The organism is Burkholderia singularis (genome assembly GCF_900176645.1).
GTDB lineage: Bacteria > Pseudomonadota > Gammaproteobacteria > Burkholderiales > Burkholderiaceae > Burkholderia > Burkholderia singularis.
Genome location: NZ_FXAN01000078.1, coordinates 15,938 through 37,132, shown reverse-complemented (window position 1 = coordinate 37,132; position 21,195 = coordinate 15,938). Strand labels below are relative to the sequence as shown.

At 61.8% G+C, this 21,195-nt stretch carries 17 protein-coding genes and 1 pseudogene; 10 read left to right on the top strand and 8 right to left on the bottom strand.

Annotation, left to right across the window (positions count from 1 at the left end):
- The 3 genes and pseudogenes from BSIN_RS24955 to BSIN_RS17430 form a co-directional block, all read left to right on the top strand.
- Positions 1–115 (top strand): annotated as a pseudogene (locus BSIN_RS24955) (ferritin-like domain-containing protein); the annotation flags it as partial.
- Between the two features lie 637 nt (positions 116–752).
- Complete coding sequence (locus BSIN_RS17435) at positions 753–1,739, top strand: LysR substrate-binding domain-containing protein (RefSeq protein WP_089341441.1); 987 nt, start codon at positions 753–755, stop codon at positions 1,737–1,739.
- 1,007 nt (positions 1,740–2,746) lie between these two features.
- Entirely contained in the window at positions 2,747–3,346 is a 600-nt protein-coding gene (locus BSIN_RS17430) for a helix-turn-helix domain-containing protein (RefSeq protein WP_089341440.1), read from the top strand.
- Here BSIN_RS17430 and BSIN_RS17425 read toward each other — a convergent pair.
- The 4 genes from BSIN_RS17425 to BSIN_RS17415 all read right to left on the bottom strand — a co-directional run bounded on the left by BSIN_RS17425 (position 3,336) and on the right by BSIN_RS17415 (position 8,000).
- Positions 3,336–4,292: a queuosine precursor transporter gene (locus BSIN_RS17425; protein ID WP_231936046.1), complete on the bottom strand. Its 957-nt coding sequence runs from the start codon at positions 4,290–4,292 to the stop codon at positions 3,336–3,338. The genes BSIN_RS17430 and BSIN_RS17425 overlap by 11 nt on opposite strands.
- A gap of 20 nt (positions 4,293–4,312) precedes the next feature.
- Positions 4,313–5,158 (bottom strand): NADPH-dependent 7-cyano-7-deazaguanine reductase QueF, encoded by an 846-nt coding sequence (gene queF, locus BSIN_RS17420; protein WP_256583847.1) that lies wholly within the window; start codon positions 5,156–5,158, stop codon positions 4,313–4,315.
- A gap of 396 nt (positions 5,159–5,554) precedes the next feature.
- Positions 5,555–5,806 (bottom strand): hypothetical protein, encoded by a 252-nt coding sequence (locus tag BSIN_RS25475; RefSeq protein ID WP_143757482.1) that lies wholly within the window; start codon positions 5,804–5,806, stop codon positions 5,555–5,557.
- Positions 5,807–6,746: 940 nt separating this feature from the next.
- A complete protein-coding gene (locus BSIN_RS17415; RefSeq protein WP_089341438.1) occupies positions 6,747–8,000 on the bottom strand; it encodes an MFS transporter in 1,254 nt (417 codons plus the stop codon).
- Between the two features lie 294 nt (positions 8,001–8,294).
- Here BSIN_RS17415 and BSIN_RS17410 point away from each other — a divergent pair, with 294 nt between their 5' ends.
- The 4 genes from BSIN_RS17410 (at position 8,295) to panE (ending at position 13,347) form a co-directional block, all read left to right on the top strand.
- The gene (locus tag BSIN_RS17410) at positions 8,295–9,209 is read left to right on the top strand and encodes a LysR substrate-binding domain-containing protein (RefSeq protein WP_089341437.1); all 915 of its coding nucleotides are present in this window, start codon (positions 8,295–8,297) and stop codon (positions 9,207–9,209) included.
- A gap of 345 nt (positions 9,210–9,554) precedes the next feature.
- Positions 9,555–11,576 (top strand): NADPH-dependent 2,4-dienoyl-CoA reductase, encoded by a 2,022-nt coding sequence (locus BSIN_RS17400; protein ID WP_089341436.1) that lies wholly within the window; start codon positions 9,555–9,557, stop codon positions 11,574–11,576.
- A gap of 56 nt (positions 11,577–11,632) precedes the next feature.
- Positions 11,633–12,073 (top strand): nuclear transport factor 2 family protein, encoded by a 441-nt coding sequence (locus BSIN_RS17395; RefSeq protein ID WP_059518889.1) that lies wholly within the window; start codon positions 11,633–11,635, stop codon positions 12,071–12,073.
- Between the two features lie 320 nt (positions 12,074–12,393).
- Positions 12,394–13,347, top strand: coding sequence for a 2-dehydropantoate 2-reductase (gene panE / locus BSIN_RS17390; RefSeq protein WP_059518950.1), 954 nt, complete (start codon positions 12,394–12,396; stop codon positions 13,345–13,347).
- Between the two features lie 124 nt (positions 13,348–13,471).
- On the opposite strand, the gene BSIN_RS17385 is transcribed toward panE, so the two are convergent.
- Positions 13,472–14,467, bottom strand: a complete 996-nt coding sequence (locus tag BSIN_RS17385; protein ID WP_089341435.1) for an NADPH:quinone oxidoreductase family protein — start codon at positions 14,465–14,467, stop codon at positions 13,472–13,474.
- Positions 14,468–14,503: 36 nt separating this feature from the next.
- Positions 14,504–15,769, bottom strand: coding sequence for an acyl-CoA dehydrogenase family protein (locus BSIN_RS17380; protein WP_089341434.1), 1,266 nt, complete (start codon positions 15,767–15,769; stop codon positions 14,504–14,506).
- 453 nt (positions 15,770–16,222) lie between these two features.
- Between BSIN_RS17380 and BSIN_RS17375 the strand changes: the two genes are divergently transcribed.
- Positions 16,223–18,049, top strand: coding sequence for an acyl-CoA dehydrogenase (locus BSIN_RS17375; protein WP_089341433.1), 1,827 nt, complete (start codon positions 16,223–16,225; stop codon positions 18,047–18,049).
- 47 nt (positions 18,050–18,096) lie between these two features.
- On the top strand, positions 18,097–18,882 hold the full coding sequence (locus tag BSIN_RS17370) for an SDR family oxidoreductase (protein WP_089341432.1): 786 nt from the start codon (positions 18,097–18,099) through the stop codon (positions 18,880–18,882).
- A gap of 26 nt (positions 18,883–18,908) precedes the next feature.
- On the opposite strand, the gene BSIN_RS17365 is transcribed toward BSIN_RS17370, so the two are convergent.
- Positions 18,909–19,727: an IclR family transcriptional regulator gene (locus BSIN_RS17365; RefSeq protein ID WP_089341431.1), complete on the bottom strand. Its 819-nt coding sequence runs from the start codon at positions 19,725–19,727 to the stop codon at positions 18,909–18,911.
- Between the two features lie 180 nt (positions 19,728–19,907).
- Here BSIN_RS17365 and BSIN_RS17360 point away from each other — a divergent pair, with 180 nt between their 5' ends.
- On the top strand, positions 19,908–20,795 hold the full coding sequence (locus tag BSIN_RS17360; protein WP_069236136.1) for an SDR family NAD(P)-dependent oxidoreductase: 888 nt from the start codon (positions 19,908–19,910) through the stop codon (positions 20,793–20,795).
- 26 nt (positions 20,796–20,821) lie between these two features.
- Here BSIN_RS17360 and BSIN_RS17355 read toward each other — a convergent pair whose 3' ends face one another.
- The gene (locus tag BSIN_RS17355; protein WP_059518902.1) at positions 20,822–21,127 is read right to left on the bottom strand and encodes a VF_A0006 family four-cysteine protein; all 306 of its coding nucleotides are present in this window, start codon (positions 21,125–21,127) and stop codon (positions 20,822–20,824) included.
- Positions 21,128–21,195: the final 68 nt, after the last annotated feature.

Genomic DNA, 21,195 nt, shown 5'->3' with positions numbered 1-21,195 from the left:
GGTCGAACGGATTTTGCACAATCTGTCGGTGCTGTTCGAGCGCACGTTCGCGACCGCGCAGGAGCTTAACCGCTACCGTAAGGAAGTGAGCGCGCGCATGTCGGACATGGCGTGACGGCTTTGCGACGCCCCGGCACGGCGCAAATTACGGGAAAATTAAAAAAATACCGAATAATCATTCAGTTTGAGTAAGGCTGTCTAATTATATGTTTTAGCGCCAAATTTATCGAATGAACGTATGCGAGATGCCAATGCCGAATATGAAAAATGGCGGGGATATGATGAAAATGAAGCGAGCGTTTAATATTATAGTATTTGAAATAAATTTGTTTGAATTTTGTATGGTTTATTAGTTTAGTTGGAATTGTTGGTTAGTTTAGTCGGTTGAGTGCGTGTTGATTTGATCAATTAAGAAATTCTCGCCCATTCCATTCTCACTATTTGGAAACCAAAACATAACGAGGAGGAACCAGTTCCATTGCACTGCCGCGTACATTCGCTGTTGTCGATCGGTTAATCATTTGAGTAAAATTCCTTCAAAATGTAAATGATATGATTTAATGGAATTCGAGGTGTGATATTGCGTTGCTTGTCAATAGATTAAATTGTTAATCTCAATCGCCGCGATTGAAATTGAGAATGATTCGATGAATTGAATAGATGTAGGATCGCACTTGTTAGAAATTGAATGAGGTCATCGCGACAGACAGACTCCGCCATCGAAATAAACGGGGAAATTGCGAGGTAGTCGGATGAGAAGTTCCAAGCGTTTGAAAAACATGCCTTCGCTGGATTTTTTGCGAGGATTTGAGTGTGCCGCCCGGCATCTCAGTTTCACGAGAGCGGGCCAGGAACTGAACATCACGCAGTCGGCGGTGAGCCGGCAAGTAAAAGCGCTCGAGGAACAACTCAGCATCGAACTGTTTCATCGGCATATCCGCGCGCTGACTTTGACGGACAAGGGACGGGCGCTTTACGACGCGATCTCGATCGCGCTGTCGGACATCGAATCGACGATTGGCGAATTGTCCGCGTGTGTCGGGCAGCGCTCGATTTCTCTGTCGACCACCGTATCGTTTGCCGCACTCTGGCTGATTCCTCGGCTTGGGTCGTTTCGCATGCTTCATCCGGATATCGACGTTCGCGTCTCCGCAACCAGCGAAATCGAAGATCTGAAGCGCAAACGTTTGCATCTGGCGGTTCGCTACGCGGGTGCGCAAACTTCGACATCCGATGCGCGTGTGCTGTTTCGCGAATCGGTGGTGGCGGTCGGCAGTCCGAGCTTGATCGCGGGGTACGGCGAATTGCGCACGCCGGCTGACCTGAGCCGGCACGTGCTGCTGCATATCGACGATGCGCGCGGAGAACGGCCTTGGTATACGTGGAACCATCTGCTGAAGGAGCTTGGCGTGCCGCGCCTGCGCCCGGCCGGGGCGCTGTATTTCAGCCAGTACGATCAACTTGTTCAAGCCGCCGTCGACGGACATGGCATCGCGATCGGCCGACGCCCGCTTATCGACGGATTACTGCGGCAGGGGCGCCTTGTCGAACTGTTTCCGGATTGCACCGTCGATTCCGGCAGCTACGTGCTGATCGAAAACGGCGATACCTGCAATGAATCGGATGTTGCCGTGCTGACCGGCTGGCTGCTGCAGGAGGCGGGCCGTCCTGCACCGCTGCGTGTCGTGGCGCAGGAAGACGTCCAGCCGTTCGAGCCGCGTTTGCACAGCGTCGGCTAATTGCGGTTTCGCCGCGTCGGCGATAGCCGAGCCGCCGGCTTTCCGCTCATTGGCACGCAGCGGGATGAACGAATTGCGCCGCGATGCCTCGCCCATGCTTTTCGACGCGCTCCTGCGCGCATCGTTGTTTTCACTCATGCATTGCGGCGTTTCTGCATGCGGCGCGGCTTGCCTCCTTGCACGAACCCGCGCGTCCAAGCATCGATGCTGCCGTCGAATGCCCAGGCGATGCGCCGGATCATGCCGCAGTAACGGCGTAGCTTGAGCGCGGCGTTTGCGTTTGGCGCGAACTGCCACGGCTTGCGATCGTCAGCGGCCGCTGATGGGCGATCCGAATACCCGGTTCACTATCCATCATGCATCGTGTCGCGCGAGGTCGATCGACGGCGCTCGACTCGCAACCGGAACACGGCGCGTGCAGAGCGACCGTGCTTTACGCCAAGATCACGACGAATCCGGCGTCAGCGCAGTATCGTCGGCAGGGTGAGGCTCACTGTCGGCCGTGGGCAACCTTCCAAGTTCCACGGTTTGATTTATCGGCAATCGATGCGTCGATGTCTGTATTTTTTGCGTTGCCGCACGCAGTGTTGAAGCGCTTGCCTTGTTGTTGATAATGTGCTCAATCTGAGCTGCCGCTCAATTTTATCGAGGTCCAGCCAACGCTGACTTTCGATACATTCGGCTGATGCCCATCCTCGTCCCCGCGGTTGCCGGCCACGCCGTCCCGCTGCCGCTGAAATCGGGGTTGCATCGTCAACCGAACCGGCGCGCCGGTTCCGGACAGCCCTGTTCGGCCGTGCAGCAGCAACAAAGGTTTCACGCGCATGGACGATTTGATAGGGTACGATCACACCTTTGGCCGCCATAATGCGGACGGGTGTTTAGCCTATCTCTAAAATATCGGCAGTGCCCGATTGATAGGGGGCGTGAACCGGAATGTCGTTTGATATACGCAGCAGGGGTGGCCCGCATAAGGGCAGGAATCGCCAAGGGGGCGAATACGCAATATGGAAACGAGCCAACGGCTGGTTCTGATGGTCGCGAGAATCCGCGCGCTGATGCATCAACAAGGTCTCACCGATGCCGATTTGGCCCGTAGAACCGGAATTTCGCCCGCGACTTTGAGCCGGGTGCTGTCGATGACGACGGAAGATCCGCGCATCGGCACTATCCTGGCGATTGCCGATGCGCTTGGATCGACCGTGGGATATCTGCTTCATAGCGAGCGCGTTTATCCCATTCCGTTGCTCGAATGGGGCGAGGTGCTTGATTTCTCGCGCAATCATGCCGTCCGCAAAACACGGTCCGTCAACGTGGACACGCCGCGCCGCTCGGGCACGTTTGCGGTGCGCACGAAGCCGTCGATGGCGCCGCGATTTCGCGTCGGCTCGATCGTAATCGTGGAGCCCGAAACGACGTTTCGCGACGCGCAAGTCGTTGTCGCCGCGCTCAACGGCCGTGAGCCGACGCTATATCGCGTGATCACGGATGGCGACGCCGTCTGGCTCAAGGACATCACCGCTTCGCACCCGGAAACGGTCAACGCGTTCGGCCACGGCGTGGCGGTGCTGGGCGTCGTGACGGAATCACGCCTGCTCAATCCTTGAACGAAAACGGATTGAAGCTGGTGTGATAGTCGTAGTAATCGATCTGGTCCATTTGCTTGAGCCGTTTCGACACGGTGATCACGGCGGGCAACAACAATAGTTCGTAAGCCAGTTTGACCGCGACTTGCACGCCGATCATCGTGAATACGACCTGTTCCGGCAGCCGGCCCCAAAACAGAATCGTGCAGAACAACGTGCTGTCGATCACGATCGCAACGCCGGTGCTGGAAACGATGCGCGCCCACAGATAGCGGCCGGCGCTCGCGATCTTGAGCTTGGCGAGAAACGTGGTATTGATGAACTCGCCGCAGAAATACGCGACGGTCGATGCGACGAAGGTTCGGGCGAACTCGAGCGCGAGCGCCGGATAGGCGGCGGCGAGCGTCGGGTTCTGTTCCTCCCAGCTTGGCAGGCCCGGCGGCAGCGACAGCAGCCAGGTGCCGATGACGAACATCAGGTTCACGGCAAGGCCGCCCCAGATCACCATGCGGCTGACGCGATACCCATACACCTCGGTGATGATCGTGCTGAATGCGTAAGTCATCGGAAACGCGATCAACGCGGCCGGAATCCCGAAGCTGATCGGATTGAGCACCGGCTGCAGATCGAGTTTGATCTCGATCACGCGTGCGCCCGTCACGTTGGACAACATCAGGAAGCCTACATAAACGAGCGCGAGCAGCAGGACGGCGGGTGTCAGTTGATGTTTGCGCGTCGGAAAATACGACAGCGGGACCAGCCGGTCGGTATACATGGCCGCGTTGAGAAAGCCGATATGCGCGACATCCTCACGTGAGAATTTATCGAGCCACATTTTCTTGTTCAGCTCGCGCGGCGACATCTTGAAGGTGGCGCCGGAATCGCGCACCCGCACCAGCACCTGCAACTCGCCGTTGTCGAATGATGGTTCGATGACGGCTTCGATTTCGTGAGAAGCGGTTTCCATGGTCGGCTTGCGGTGCAGGGTCATTGTCGAACCAGTCGCGTGTTCGGGGCTTCGTTCAGAGGGGCGCTGCTGCGTATCGGATTGATATCGATACCGCCCCGGCGGGTGTAGCGCGCGTTCACGGTCAGCCGCGTGGGTGCGCATCGATCCTGAATGTCCTTGAAGATCCGCTCGACGCATTGCTCGTGAAATTCCTCATGGTTGCGGAACGATACGATGTATTTGAGCAGCGCCGCGCGATCGATGCGCCGGCCTTCGTAGGCAATCGACACGGTGCCCCAGTCGGGTTGCCCGGTGACGAGGCAGTTGGATTTCAAGAGATTGGAGTAAAGCGTCTCGCTGACAGGTTCGTCGTGCACGAACAGAAGCTGTGGGTCGACATGGTACTGATCGATCGCGATGTCCTGCTCGTCGATCGACGTGCCGGGCGGCGCGTCGATTCGCAGCGCCGTTGCATACTCGAGCGGCTCGAGCGTGACGGAAACGGGCGCGCCGGCGCAGCGCGACAGATCGCGGGAGGCGATCTGCTCGACCTCGGCACGGTCCGTGAACGGCGTGTTGTTGAAGGTGTTGAAATACAGCTTCATCGTCTTGGATTCGATGACGTTCGGCGACGTGCAAGGCACGATGACCGTCGCGATTGCCACGCGGGGCAGGCCGCGTGGCGTAAGCCAGGACACCTCGTAATGGTTCCAGACGTCGAAGCCGAAAAACGGCAATGGGCCGGTGATGCTGATTTCTTCGCGCTTCACGGCGCGCGCAATGGCGAAGAGCCTCTCGGCGTTATAAGTGGACTCGTATTTGGATGGCTGGCCAAGCTCCATGGCATCTCGGTTTGGTGGGTGGTCTAAGCCGAAGAAGCGCATGCCTTCGGTATTTTGATTCGTAACGCAATGGAAACAATTCTTCGTGTGCGTCACGGTTATGCCTGACTGTTTTTATGGGCGATCAATAATACCGCATGCGGTGCGCTTGCAGAACTGGAATATACCGGCTTGCTAATACGGGGCGTTGCGCCGGCTGCGAAATCGCCAACGCCGCCGCAAGCGTGTGGAACCGGCATGCGCGCATTTGAGGTGTGAATGCATGAATGCCTTGCGCAGCGTCTTATTATATAAAATAAGGAAATAATAGAGGCGGTTGGGCTCGTATTCGATGCTGCACGTGCGGCTAGCCGCTCGGCCGGTTTGGCTTTTTTGCTATCGGCGGCAGGCGTCAGACCCGGCGTCACCGCCGCCAGACTGGGGAAGGACTCTACCCTGTCAGAATTGCCAGTTTTGGTGGATTGTTAATTCCGACATATTATCTTCCTTGGGATAGGTATTGCATATTTGCAACGTTCGCCGATACACGGCATGATTGTTCATCGCTGCTTGTCCCATTGATGGGCTGCCGCCGAAATGGGTCGCCAAATTGCCTATCACTGCTCTTGCGTGCGGGTGAGCGACGGTTTTGGCAGCACAAACAACAAGCCAGGAAATGGAATCCCGCGAGTGTTTGACGCAGGCGTTCATGATGGTGCCACTGAAAACGTCTGAGGTTAAACATGACCGAAAGAATGCGTGAAAAGCGTGTCATCGATTGTTTTCCGTGTAGTTCGATTCGAACACCGGCGAAATGCGAATCGGCCGACATTGGCCGCCACTGTGGATTACCAGCCGGAACCGTGTCAGGTTTGGGGCCGCTGAACAGTGCGACGGTAGTGCGGCGTGACGTATCGCTACGAACATTCCAGTGCAATCCGTAGGAGTGGCCGCCTGAATCATGTATCGCGTTCAGGTTCGGACGCCTACTTTGCCCCGGGTGCCTTAGGCGCGGTCGGCATGACCGTGTCCCATCTGCTTCGGGTGGCCTGTAGGACCAGCAGATGGTTTTGGCGATTGTTATCTGACAATCGCCTTTTTTTTACGCATTTTCAGGTAACGGAGCCGAGAATTTCTCCGGTACTCCATGATTCGGTTGTGGGGCCAGCGGCCAGCCTGCTTGATTGCGCCTGGCTGGTTTCAGCGAAATATTCCGATGCTTTTTTGAATCCCGTTTTGCCGGTGCGAACTTATGCCGATCATCTTGCCTGCAGCGCTTGTGCGGGTTTGCGGTGCCATGTGCGCCGCGGATGCCGATGCATTGTGTTCGGGGGAATGAGCAAGTGCCGGCCGGTGAGCGGGAGGCGGGACGGATATTTCTGTTATCGGAGAATTGGTGTAAATCTGGAGTACTGACAATCGATCGATTCGTGTTTATAAGCCTAGTGCACCTTATTTTAATTGTCGATTTTGATTGAGTGATTGAGCCGGGCATTCAATTTTATTTTTGAAGAAGATAAGCGGATGGGGCGTATGCATTCGATTATTCGATTTCGGAAAATAATGCTATTTTGGGAGATTGGGGGGCTAAAGTCCCGGTAATTGGGACTGAACGCGGATAGGGGCGGCGCGTTGCCGCGCGCCGCCGGTTTTACCTCAAGTCGAAATCGCGGTCCGCCAGCGTGGGGTATGAAATGCTTCTGACCTTCGCCGCAGGCTGCGGGCGCCGCCGACGCACGATCTGCGCGCCGACGAACACGGCGCCCGCTGCGGCAATCAACGCGCCTGCGATCGGCACCGCGGCGTAACCTAGGCCCATCGAGATCGCCGCGCCGCCTGCTGCCGCGCCGAGCGCGTTGCCGAGATTGAAAGCGCCAACATTGACGGACGACGCGAGACCCGGCGCGTCGGCCGCGGCGCGCATCACGCGCATTTGCAACGGCGGCACAACCGCGAATGTCGCGATGCCCCACACAAGCAGGCTTGCCGCCGCGCCCGCATGCGTCGCGGCGAGCATCGGGAATGCCAGCATCACCGCAATCAACAGCAGCAGAAAACCGAGCAGCGTGCCGTCGAGCGAGCGATCGGCAAGCCGGCCGCCGGCCACATTGCCGATCGAAAAGCCGATGCCGATCAGTACCAGCATCATGGTCACGAACGCCGGCTTCGCGCCGGTGAGCTGCGTGAGCGTTGGAGCGATGTAGGTGTAGAGCGTGAACATTGCGCCGGCGCCGAGCACGGTAGTCGCGAGTGCGCCAAGCACCGCGGGGCGGGTCAGTACCGTCAGTTCCGCACGCAGATTCGGCATTTTGCCGGCTTCGCCCTTCGGCAGCGCGACGAGCAGACCGAGCATCGCGATCACGCCGAGCCCGGCGGTCGCCACGAACGACATCCGCCAGCCAATCGCATGACCGAGCCAGGTGGCGGCCGGCACGCCGCCCACGTTCGCGATCGTCAGGCCCATGAACATCGTCGCGACCGCGCTCGCCTGTCGTTCGCGCGGCACCAGGCTTGCGGCGACGACCGAACCAAGCCCGAAGAATGCGCCGTGATTGAGGCTGGTGATAAGCCGTGCGAGCAGAAGCGTCGCGTAGTTCGGCGCGATCGCCGACAGCAGGTTGCCCAGTGTGAAAATGCTCATCAGCGCGATCAGCGCGGTGCGCCGCGGCCAGCGCGCGAGTGCGAGTGTCATCAGCGGCGCGCCGGCCATCACGCCGATCGCGTAAGCGCTGATCAGCATGCCGGCCGTGGGAATCGACACGTGAACGCCGTCCGCGATCACGGGCAACAGGCCCATCGGCGAAAATTCGGTCGTCCCGATGCCGAAAGCGCCGATCGCGAGCGCGAGGAGCGGCAACGTCGCAGCGTTGCGCGATGGGGCGTGAGTGGAAGTGGATGGATTCATGCGACGGATTCCTGTGCTGGCGAACGAAATGTGAAGGCGTTTGAGCGAGTTGTCGGCGAAAACATCGCGGGCTTGGCGGGAGCGATTTCGTGGTGACGCATGACAGTGCAATGCTGCCATGCGGGCGAACATTCGAGCGATGCGCACCGCAACCGTAGCCGCGCTGGTCGTCCACACGAACGGCATCGCACCGGCAAGCGCTTCGTGATCCGACAAGGATGGGCGAAGTGTGCCTGCTTTACTTTTGCAAAAAAATACGTTTATAAATGAAATTATTTTGATTTGAAATCAAGAATGAAGATCACGCTGGATGAATTGCAGGCGTTCGTGACCGTCGTCGATACAGGTTCGCTCACGGCGGCCGCACAGCAGCTCGACCTGACGATTTCGGCGGCCAGCCGCGCGCTCGGCAGGCTCGAGGAGAAGCTGAGGACGACGCTGCTGCGCCGGACTACACGCCGACTCGAATTGACCGAGGAGGGGCGCGCTTTTTTGCAGGACGCGCGCGCGATCATCGAATCGGTGGATACGGCCGAGGAGCGGATGACTGCCCGGCGGGATCATCCGTCAGGACGGCTGCGGATCGATGCGGCGACGCCGTTCATGCTTCACGTGATCGTGCCACTCGTGGCAGGTTACCGCGCACGCTATCCGGAGGTGGAACTGGAGTTGAACAGTAACGAGGGAATCGTCGATTTGCTGGAGCGGCGTACCGATGTCGCGATCCGCATCGGCCGGTTGAAGGATTCGACCTTGCACGGCAAGCTGATCGGCTCAAGCCGAGTGCGAATCCTCGCCAATCCTGACTATCTGAAAGCGCACGGCCATCCGCGACGCATCGACGCCTTGCGCAAGCACGTGCTGCTCGGCTTCAATCAGCCGGAGTCGCTAAATCTCTGGCCGATCGCCGGGCCGGATGGCGAGCCGTATCGCGCCGAGCCGGCAATCCGCTCGTCGAGCGGCGAGACACTCAGGCAGCTCGCGCTGCAGGGGAACGGCATCGTTTGTCTGTCCGATTTCATGACGATGCGCGATCGGCGCGAAGGCCGTCTTATCCAGCTGTTCGCCGGCAAGACGCTCGATATGCGGCAGCCGATCAACGCGGTCTATTACCGGAATACGGCCATTTCCGCGAGGATCGCATCATTCGTCGACTATCTGGCGCAAGCGGTGCGCGGCACGGAATTCGATCCCGGGCGTCGCAATTGAGTTCGGGCGCGCCGGCGCGTTGGTTTGCATCGACATTTCGAGCGCCGGTTCTTGATTGCGAATGCCAAAGCCGGCGAGCGCCGTTCATCGGTTCGCAGGTGATGCGCGCATCGTGCCGGTTTCGCGCCGCTGTTGTCGAACGGCTCTCATCAGACGATGCTGCGGCGCTGCCCGGCCGGTGAGCACGTTGTACGAAATAGACGGTTCGTGGGATCGGCGAGGGGGCGGCAGGCCAAACAAGATTCGGGTAATCCCTAGTGACGCCATAAATTGCAACTGATTGCATAAAGGAGTTTGGCTGGCGTAGTATGCATGCAACTTGTTGCATAAAGAGGCGAGCTTTCGATGAACTCCTATCCCCATTTGCTGGCGCCGCTCGAGCTGGGTTTCACGTCACTCAGGAACCGTGTCGTGATGGGGTCGATGCATGTGGGCCTCGAGGAGGCGCCGAACGGATTCGAACGGATGGCGGCGTTCTATGCGCAGCGCGCGCGCGGCGAGGTCGGCTTGATCGTCACCGGCGGAATCGCGCCGAACGAGCGCGGCCGGCCCGCGCCAGGCGGCGCGATGTTGACCACCGAGGCGCAAGCGGAGTCCCATCGGATGGTCACGCGCGCCGTTCATGAACATGGCGGGGCGATCGCGATGCAGATTCTGCACTTCGGCCGTTATGCCTACCAGCCGGCGCTGGTTGCGCCAAGCGCGTTGAAGGCGCCGATCAACGCGTTCGTGCCGCACGCGTTGACGGCCGAGGAGGTGGAGGAGACGATCGATGATTTCGTCCGCTGTGCGGCGCTCGCGCAGTACGCGGGTTACGACGGCGTGGAGATCATGGGTTCGGAAGGATACCTGATCAACGAGTTCATCGCCGCCCGCACCAACCATCGCGACGACGCATGGGGTGGCTCATACGAGAACCGGATCCGGTTTCCCGTGGAGATCGTGCGGCGCGTGCGCGAGCGGGTGGGTGCGCGCTTCATCGTGATTTACCGGCTGTCGATGCTTGACCTGGTCGAAGGCGGCTCGACGCTTGACGAGGTGATTCAACTCGCGCAGGCAGTCGAGGCGGCCGGCGCGACGATCGTCAATACCGGAATCGGTTGGCACGAAGCGCGGATTCCGACCATTGCGACGAAGGTGCCGCGCGCCGCGTATGCGTGGGTCACGCGCCGCTTGATGGGCAAGATCGGCATTCCGTTGGTCGCGACGAACCGCATCAATACGCCGGAGGTCGCGGAACGATTGCTGGCTGACGGATATTGCGACATGGTGTCGATGGCCCGGCCGTTCCTGGCCGATGCGCAGTTCGTGAGCAAGGCGCGGCAGGGCCGCGCGGACGAGATCAATACGTGCATCGGCTGCAACCAAGCGTGCCTCGATCACACGTTCAGCGGCAAGATCACGTCCTGTCTGGTGAATCCGCTCGCGTGCCACGAAACCGAACTGGTGATCGAGCCGGCCGCGCGGCCCAAGCGGATCGGCGTCGTCGGCGCGGGGCCCGCCGGGCTCAGTTTCGCGGTTACCGCGGCCGGACGCGGGCACGACGTCACGCTGTTTGAGGCAGCCTCGGAGATCGGCGGCCAGTTCAATCTGGCGAAGAAAATTCCCGGCAAGGAAGAATTCAACGAAACGCTGCGCTATTTCAAGCGGCAGCTCGAACTGCACCGGGTCACGGTGCACCTCGATACGCGGGTCGATGTCGAGCATCTGGTTGCCGAGGGGTTCGACGAGATCGTGCTTGCCACCGGCGTGACGCCGCGCGTGCCGGATATCGACGGCGTCGATCGCGCGAACGTGCTCGGCTATCTCGACGTATTGCGCGACGAAGCGCCGGTTGGCGCGAGTGTTGCGGTGATCGGCGCGGGCGGCATCGGTTTCGACGTGGCTGAATATCTGACGCAAGAAGGCGAGAGTGCGAGCGTGGCGCCTGCCAGGTTTTACGCGCAATGGGGCATCGATACCGAGTACGCGGAACGTGGCGGCCTGCGCACGCCCGACGTGGATGCGTCCGCGCGCAGCGTCCATCTGTTGCAGCGTAAGGCGTCGAAGGTCGGCGACGGGCTCGGCAAGACGACGGGCTGGATTCATCGCGCATCGCTCAAGACACGCGGCGTCGCGATGTCGTCGAGCGTGGCGTATGAGCGCATCGATGCTGCGGGGCTCCATTTGCGGATCGATGGCGAACCTTGCACGCTCGATGTCGATACCGTCGTGATCTGCGCAGGGCAGGAGCCGCAACGTGCGCTTTACGAAGCATTGCGCGCGAGCGGCTGTTCGGTTCACTTGATCGGCGGTGCGGACGTGGCCGCGGAGCTTGATGCGAAACGGGCGATTTATCAAGGCACTTGGCTTGGCTCGACGATTTGATCCGGCACATTGCGCGAGCGGGCGTTCATTCTATTAATCCAGTGTTGGAGATTGTCATGACTCAGATGCCCAGGGGCCTTCAACCGTGCGTCGCGCCCGCGCTCGAGCAGTGGCACGCAATGATCGACAAGCGCGATCTGAGCGAGCTTGCCACGATTGTTCATCCGGATGCCGTGTTCCGCTCACCGATGGCGAACTCGGCTTATATATCGGCACAGGCGCTGGTTTTGGCGTTGAATACGGTGATCAAGGTGTTCGAGGAATTTACCTATCATCGTCAGTGGGCTACCGACGACGGTTTGAACGTCGCGCTCGAATTCAGCGCGCGCGTGGGCGACAAGAATTTGAAGGGGGTCGATTTGATCCGCTTCGACGAGCACGGGAAGATTGTCGAGTTCGAAGTGATGGTGCGGCCGCTGAGTGGATTGCAGGCACTCGGCGCGGAAATGGGCGCGCGTTTGGGGGAGAGTCTGCCTGCCTATAAAAAGAAAAGTTGAGCGGAAAATCGCAGCGCGGGGCACCGGACAGCAGGCCGCGAGTGCCGGTTTTGTCGTGTGACTCAGGCAGCGCATCGTCGCGCCCGAGACGGCGTGACCGTAGCAGCACGGCTTGATCGATCCGTGCGCAAGCACCGCGTCGGCATCTTCTGCGGTTTTATTGCGGCGGTTTTGCGGTGATTTGCCGTGCCCGGATCAATCGCCCATCGGAATGACGAGTGACGCGCGTCGGCAATTTGCGCTACCCTCTCGCCCACATGCATCACGAAACGGCTTCGGCGCGTTCGATGCAAATGACGATACAGCGAGGATTTTTAACCATGCGAATTCTGGTGGTGGGGGCGGGCGCGACCGGCGGTTATTTCGGCGGGCGTCTTGCGGCGGCAGGCCGCGATGTGACGTTTCTCGTGCGGGATGCCCGTGCGCAGGCGCTCGAGCGCGATGGCCTGGTGATTCACAGCCCGCGCGGCGATCTGACGCTGACCGATGTCAAAACCATTCGGGCGGGCGATGCTCACGAACCGTTTGATCTTGTTTTCCTGAGTTGCAAGGCGTATAGCCTGGACGATGCGATCGCGTCGTTCGCACCGTTCGTCGGCGAGAACACGCTGATCCTGCCAGTGCTCAACGGGATGCGCCATCTCGACATATTGCAGGCGAAGTTCGGGCGGGCGCGGGTGCTGGGCGGCTTGTGCGTCATTGCCGCCGCGCTCGATGGTTCGCAGCACGTCGTGCATCTGAACGACCTTCATGCCGTGTCGTTCGGCGAGTTGGATGGCGGCGTGTCCGCCCGCGTGCAGGCGGTGGCCGATACGCTCGGCGGCGCCGGCTTCGACGTGACGGCGAGCGAAGCGATCATTGCGCGCATGTGGGAGAAATGGGTCTTTCTCGCGACGCTCGCTGCAAGCACGTCACTCTTCCGGGGCTCGGTCGGCGATATTTTGAGTGCTCCGGATGGCAAGCGCCTGCTTGAAACGATGCTGGGCGAATGCAGCGCGCTGGCTCAGCGCAACGGCTACGAGCCGAGCGGCGAATTCGTCGCGCGCATGCAAAAGATGCTGTTGACGCCATCCGATTTGACCGCGTCGATGATGCGCGATGTCGAGCAGCACGCGCGCGTCGAAGCAGATCATGTGATTGGCGATCTGCTTGCACGCGGCGGCGATGCCGAGCAGACAGGCGCCGCGATTTCGCTATTGCGCGTGGCATACAACCATCTGAAGATCTACGAAGCGCGTTCGCTGCGCGAAGCTGGCACGGCGCAGTCGCGCTAAGCACCGGCCAGGCCGCGTCACGTGATTCGGCATCCGAAACAAGCCGTGTGTGCTGCTGGCGGCGCGGCTTGCTAACGGCGCCGCCGCCTTTTGTCGCTCTGCTCGCCACCAGTTGCCGGCCGCGTTACTCCACTTGCTGAGGCAGAATCACGATCTTGCCGGTCACTTGCCGTGCCAGCATCGCCTCCAGCGCACGCGGCGCTTGCGACAGCGGATAGCGTGCGGACACGAACGGGCGGAGCTTGGCCTCGCGCAACCATGCGAATAGCTGCTTGACGTTTTCGATGTTGCGCTGCGGCTCGCGCCGAGTGAACTCGCCCCAGAACACGCCGACGATCGCGCTGCCTTTGAGCAGCGTCAGATTGAGCGGCAGCTTTGGGATTTGGCCGGCCGCGAAGCCGACGACGAGATAACGGCCGTTCCAGCCGACGCTGCGCAGCGCGGGCTCCGCGAGATCGCCGCCGACCGGATCGTAGACAACGTCGACGCCGCCTGTCGGACACAGCGCCTTGAGCCGTGCGCGCAAATCCTCGGCCGCATAGTTGATCGTCTCGTCGGCGCCGTGGCGGCGCGCGACTGCGAGCTTGTCGTCGCTCGACGCCGCGGCGATCACGCGCGCGCCAAGCAGCTTGCCCAGCTCGACGGCCGCGAGCCCCACGCCACCCGCTGCGCCGAGCACGAGCAGCGTCTCGCCCGCCTGCAGTTTCGCGCGGTCCTTCAATGCGTGATACGAGGTGCCGTAAGTCAGCATGAAACTGGCCGCGCTCTCTAGCTCCTGCTCGCCAAGCCCCAGCGGCAGCGGGATCGCGTCGTGCTCGGCGAGCAGAATCTCTTGCGCATAGCCGCCTGTGGGCACGATGGCGGCGACGGCGTCGCCGGGCTTCACGCGCGCCACGCCGGCGCCGACCGCCTTCACGATGCCGGCAAGCTCGCAGCCGGGCACGAACGGCGGTTCGGGCTTGAACTGATATTTCCCTTCGATGATCAACGCATCGGGGAAGTTGACCGATGCAACCTTCGTTGTCACGACGATCTGCTTGGGCCCCGGCTCGGGCGACGGCAGCTCGGCGACGCGCAACGACGACGGCGGGCCGAAAGTTTCGCAGACGATGGCTTTCATGGCGGGCGGATTTCCGGATGAACGGGTGGGAACGGGTCAGCTGCCGCGCGTGATCGGCAGATCGACGAGCGACGGATCGCCGAGCGTCGCGCGGCGGGCAAGTTCGAGTTTGGCGATTGCCGCGCGATGCACTTCGTCCGGGCCATCGGCGAGACGCAACGTGCGTACTGCCGCATATGCGCCGGCGAGCGGAAAGTCTCCCGACACGCCGCCGCCGCCGTGCGCCTGAATCGCCCAATCGATCACGCGCAGCGCCATCGTCGGCGCGACCACCTTGATCATCGCGATTTCCTTGCGTGCATCCTTATTGCCCACGGTGTCCATCATGTAGGCGGCCTTGAGCGTCAGCAGGCGAGCCTGATCGATCGCGCACCGCGCTTCGGCGATACGTTCGTGCCAGACGCTGTGCTCGGCGATCGGTTTGCCGAACGCCACGCGCTCGCGCAGGCGGTCGCACATGAGTTCGAGCGCGCGCTCGGCCACGCCGATCGTGCGCATGCAATGGTGAATGCGCCCCGGCCCGAGCCGGCCTTGCGCGATCGCGAAGCCGCGCCCCTCGCCGAGCAGGATGTTCGACGCCGGCACGCGAACGTTGTCGAGCACGATTTCCATGTGACCGTGCGGTGCATCGTCGTAGCCGAATACCGATAGCGGGCGCACGACAGTGATGCCGGGCGTGTCGGCCGGCACCAGCACCATCGATTGTTGCTGGTGGGTAGGCGCGGCGGGATCGGTCTTGCCCATCACGATGTAGATCTTGCAGCGCGGATCGCCCGCGCCCGACGCGAACCACTTGCGCCCGTTGATCACGTAGTCGTCGCCGTCGCGCACGATCGAGCAGCGGATGTTGGTCGCGTCGGACGATGCGACCTCCGGTTCGGTCATCAGGAATGCAGAGCGTATCTCGCCCGCGAGCAACGGTTCCAGCCAACGGTCTTTTTGCGTATCCGTGCCATAGCGTTCGAGCGTTTCCATGTTGCCGGTGTCGGGCGCGGAGCAATTGAACACTTCGGGTGCCCAGTCCACACGCCCCATGATTTCGCACAGCGGCGCATATTCGAGGTTCGACAACCCTTCTGGGGCGCGCGTCGATTGCGGCAGAAACAGGTTCCACAGGCCGTCGGCCCGGGCTTTTTCCTTCAGCGTGTCGATGAGCGGCACCGGTTGCCATGGATTGCCGGCGCGGCGGTTTTCCGCCACCGCGTCATGCACGCGTTGCTCGTTCGGATAGATGTGCTCGTCGAAGAACGCGGCAAGCTTGCGTTGCAGCGCCTGGACGCGTGGCGAATGGTCGAAGTTCATGGCGGTTCGGGCTCTCTGGGGCAACAGGGGCGGGTTGCGCACGCGGGATACATGCCGGAGTGGTGGCGATAAGTTCCGTTTGACGAAACTAACGTCGCGCGGTATTCCGTCAATATCGTAGAATCAACTCTCTGCATTGGCAATCGGTAGTCTGCGGAAAATTTGAAAAATCCCGGATCGATGCCGATATGTATTGCGGTCGCCCACTGGCGGTGCTAAATTTTTCAACGGCCGAAATCCGGTCCGTAAGTTTCGTTTAGAGAAACTTCGGAGTCGGCACAGATGCGCAACGGCCCTGACGGTTCGATGGAGGCGGCAGATGGAGACGATCAAGCGCGCGGCGCTCGGGCGCATGCGCTACGGCCGGGAGGTATCTGCGTGCGTATACCGGCGGCGAACCGGAACACGGCGGCATCCGGCCTGTGACGGACAAAACTGCCCGGAGGCCCGTCGATGAGCCTGCTGATTTCGCGCCGCGATCTCGAATTCCTGCTGTATGAATGGCTCGACGCGACTGCGCTGGCGGCCGCGCCGCGCTACGCCGAACACAGCCGCGAAACGTTCGACGCGGTGCTCGATATGTGCGAGCGGATGGCCACCGAGCTGTTTGCGCCACATGCGGCGCGCAGCGATCGTGAAGAACCGCGTTTGAACGGCGAGCAAGTGGAGTTGATCCCGGAAATCGGCGCGGCGGTCAATGCATTCGCCGGCGCCGGGCTCATTGCCGCCGGCCAGGACGAGGCGCTCGGCGGGATGAGGCTGCCGAAACTCGTCGAAGCTGCGTCGTTTCTCTATTTCCAGGCCGCCAACATCGCGACGGCGGCGTATCCGTTCCTGACGATCGCCAATGCGAATCTGTTGGTCGCGCACGGCAGTTCCGCGCAGATCGATGCGTTCGCGCGTCCACAGTTGGCCGGCCGCTTTTTAGGGACGATGTGCTTGTCGGAACCGCAGGCGGGCTCGTCGCTGTCCGACATCACCACGCGGGCGGACTACGAGTGCGAATCGCCGTTCGGTGCGCAGTATCGGCTGACCGGCAACAAGATGTGGATTTCCGGCGGCGATCATGCGTTGTCCGACAATATCGTTCATCTGGTGCTCGCGAAAATTCCGGACGAGCACGGCCGCCTGGTTGCCGGTACGCGCGGGATTTCGCTTTTCATCGTGCCCAAATATCTGGTCGGTGCCGACGGGGCATGCGGCGAGCGCAACGACGTCGTGCTCGCGGGGCTGAATCACAAAATGGGCTATCGCGGCACGACCAATTGCCTGCTCAATTTCGGCGAAGGCACGCGGCATCGCCCGCAAGGGCGCGCGGGCGCGATTGGTTACCTGGTCGGCAAACCTGGGAACGGGCTTGCGGCGATGTTCCATATGATGAACGAAGCGCGCATCGGTGTGGGAGCCGGAGCGGTTGCGCTTGGCTATACCGGTTATCTGCATGCGCTCGACTATGCGCGCAATCGTCCGCAGGGACGTCCGATCGGCCCAGGCGGCAAGGATGCCGCCGCCCCGCAGGTGCCGATCGTCGAGCATCCGGACGTGCGCCGGATGCTGCTCGCGCAGAAGGCTTATGTCGAAGGCGGGCTGGCACTGATTCTTTATTGCGCGCGGCTTGTCGACGACGCGCGCGCCCATCCCGATCCCGCTGCCCGTGCCGGCGCCGCACGCCTGTTGGACATCCTGACGCCGGTTGCGAAGAGCTGGCCGTCGCAGTGGTGTCTGGCGGCCAATGATCTCGCGATCCAGGTTCACGGCGGCTATGGTTACACGCGCGACTACGCGGTGGAGCGGCTCTATCGGGACAATCGGCTGAATGCGATCCACGAAGGTACGCACGGTATCCAGGCGCTCGATTTGCTCGGCCGCAAGGTCGTGCAGGACGGCTCAGCGGCGCTGTACGCGCTCGATGCGCGGATCGGCTCGACGATTGCGCGTTCGCGCGATGCACGCGACGATGCGTGCGCGTTCGGCGACGCGCTCGCGCGGCGTTGGACGCGGCTCGTCGACGTCACGGGCCGGTTGGCTGCGGCGGACGATCCGCGTGCCGGACTGGCGAATGCCAGCGTTTATCTGGAAGCGTTCGGGCATGCGATCGTCGCATGGCTATGGCTCGAACAAATGCTTGCCGCCGGCGGTCGCGCCAGCGATTTTCACGACGGCAAGCGCGCCGCCTGCCGCTACTTTTTCCGTTGGGAGTTGCCGAAGATCGACGCGCAGCTCGATCTGCTCGACAGCCTCGATACGACCACGCTGCAAATGCGCGACGCGTGGTTCTGAACGCAACCCATTGCATGCCTTCCCATCCGGATTTCGGAGAACTGAAGATGAACGAATCGATCAAGCAACTGTTCGATCTGACCGGCAAGACCGCCCTCGTCACCGGCGGCTCGCGCGGCTTGGGTTTGCAGCTCGCGACGGCGCTCGGCCAGGCGGGCGCGCGCGTGATTGTGTCGGCGCGCAAGGAGCATGAGCTGCGCGACGCGCAGCAGACGTTGCGCGCGCTCGGCGTGGACGCCGACTGGATCGCCGCGAACGGCGCGCAGGACGACGAGATCGAGCGGCTCGCGGACGAAGCGATTGCTCGGCTCGGTCATGTCGATATTCTTGTCAACAACGCGGGCGCGACCTGGGGTGCGCCCGCCGAGGATCACCCCGTCGATGCATGGGACAAGGTGTTCGACCTGAACGTGCGCGGCCTGTTCTTGCTAACCCAGCGCATCGGCAAGCATTCGATGATTCCGCGCGGCTCGGGGCGGGTCGTCAATGTCGCGTCGATCGCCGGTTTGCGCGGCAATCCACCGGGCGCGATGACGACGATCGCGTACAACAGCAGCAAGGGCGCGGTCGTCAACTTCACGCGCGCGCTCGCCGGCGAGTGGGGCAAATACGGAATCACCGTCAACGCGATCGCGCCGGGTTTCTTTCCGACCAAGATGGCAAACGGGTTGATCGACGCGATCGGTGCCGACAAGTTGATCGCGGGCGCGCCGCTCAAGCGGCTCGGCGAGGACGGCGATCTCGCGGGCGCGCTGCTGCTGTTCGCATCGCAGGCCGGGCGGCACATCACCGGCCAGATTCTGGCGGTGGACGCAGGCGTCAGTGCGGTCTGAATGGCGCGCCGCGGTGCGCGCACGCGCTAGAACTGGCCGCCGACGCGTTCGAACACCTCGTCGCGCAGCGCGACGAGCCGCGGCCCGAAATCGTCGATCAACCGATCGCGCGTGACGGTCGACAGGCGGCCGCTGCAGTTGAAGGCGAGGATGCGCGATCCGTCGGCCGACACCATCGGCACGCCGACCGCGAACAGATCGGGTGACCAGTCGCCGAACGACACGCAAAAGCCCAGACGCTCGTAGTCGTCGCGCGCGGCAACGATTCCTGCCTTCAGCGCGGGCCACTGTTGCGGCGGGCAGCCGGCCTCGGTCGTCGCCAGGTAGCGCTGGAACAGCTCGGGCGGCAGCGCGGCGAGGTGCGCACGGCCAAGCGCGGTCGTGCCGTGCGCCACGCGTGATCCCGGTTCGAGCCGCAATTGGAACAGCGGGTCGCCTTGGCAAATGTCGAGCAGGATCATCTGCTTGCCGTCGAATTCGCCGAGCATCGCCGCCGCCTGCGTGTGCTTCGCGTAGTCGAGCAGGAACGGATGGGCAGCGTCGATCACGTCGTTGTTTTGCAGGAACGCATGTCCGAGATTCAGCACGCCGACGCCGAGCGAGTATTTCTCGAGATCGGCCGAGTAATGCAGATAGCCGAGCTGCGTCAGCGTGAACGTGAGACGCGAAACCGTTGGTTTCGGCAACTGAGTGCGTTGTGCGATGTCCTGATTGCCGAGATATCGCTGGCCGCGCGTGAAGCAGCGCAGCACGGCCATGCCGCGGGCGAGCGCGGTGACGAACTGCGGATGATCTTCGGCGGGAGTCGGCAGCAGGGAGGTGATGTCGCGCTTCGGGTTGCCCATGGACGTGAAATGCCGGACGGTGCGGTGCAACGGAGATTCTACAGGAACGCGCCGGCGCGAGGCTTGCCGGGCTTCGTCGTCCTGAATGCCGTGCCGGCCGGATGGCGGGCGTGCATCTTTGGGTGAACATGGACACCGATTCGTGGCGCGATGGCGCCGCCGGACCGATAAGGAGAAAACATGGAAGAGCTGGCTGGGAAGGTGGCGGTCATCACCGGAGCGGGTTCCGGGCTTGGCCGGGGGTTCGCGAACACGGCGGCGCGACTGGGCATGAAGCTCGTCCTCGCCGACGTGAATCGCGACGCGCTCGCCGCCACGGTCGATGCATTGCGCGCGCAGCGCGCGGAGCTTGTCGATCAGCGGACCGACGTCGGCGATGAACGGCAGGTGGCGGCCCTTGCCGATGCGGCATACGCCACGTATGGCGCGGTGCATCTGTTGTTCAACAATGCCGGCGTCGGTAGCGGCGGATTGATCTGGGAGGCGTCGGCCGACGAATGGCGCCGCGTGCTCGACGCCAATTTGTGGGGCGTGATTCACGGAATACGCGCGTTCGTTCCGCGAATGCTCGACGCGGCGCGTGGCGATGCCGGCTACCGTGCGCATATCGTCAACACCGCGTCGATGGCGGGGCTGGTCAATACACCGCTTAGCGGCGTGTATAACGTGTCGAAGCATGCGGTCGTGTCGCTGTCGGAGACGCTGTATCACGATCTCGCGCTCGTCACGCAGCAAGTGCGCAGCTCGGTGCTATGCCCGTTTTTCGTGCCTACCGGCATTGCCGAATCGATGAGCCGCCAGGCGGCGCAGTTGAGCACGCATTCGCAGCGGGTCGCCTATACGCTGCTGGAGCGGGCTGTGAGCGCGGGGCGCGTGACGGCGGCTCAACTCGCCGACGTGACGTTCGATGCGGTGCGGCGCGGCGATTTCTATATTTTTTCGCATCCGCATGCGCTCGACGGGGTGAGAGCGCGGTTGGACGATATCGCCCATGCGCGCACGCCGAGCGATCCGTATGCCGCGCGGCCTGACGTGCGCGCGCAATTGGAGGCGGCGCTGCGGCGTTAGCGCGGGCGCGGACGCGGAAACGGCGATCACATTTCGCCGCGCCGGGAGCAGACCGTCACGATTTGCTGGATCGCGAAGTTGTCTCTGACGCCCGGCAGCGCATCGACGAGACATGCGTAATACGCGCGTTCGCGCGGCAGCAGCAATGCAGCGTTGCGGTACAGCTTGTCGCACGCGTTTTGCAGCAGGCTCGCTGCCGCGCTGTTGCGGCTTTCGCGCAGTGTTTGCAGGACGCATTGATCGTATTGCGCCGCACCGCCATCATTCAGCGCCATTGCGGGCAGCGGTGTGACGAGCGCGATAGCGACCAACGCGCTGGATATCCGTGACATGGGGCCTCCCGTTTTCCGACGAGCAGAGTTTTGTCTGACTAGTGATCCGGCCGGCGCGATGCATGCCG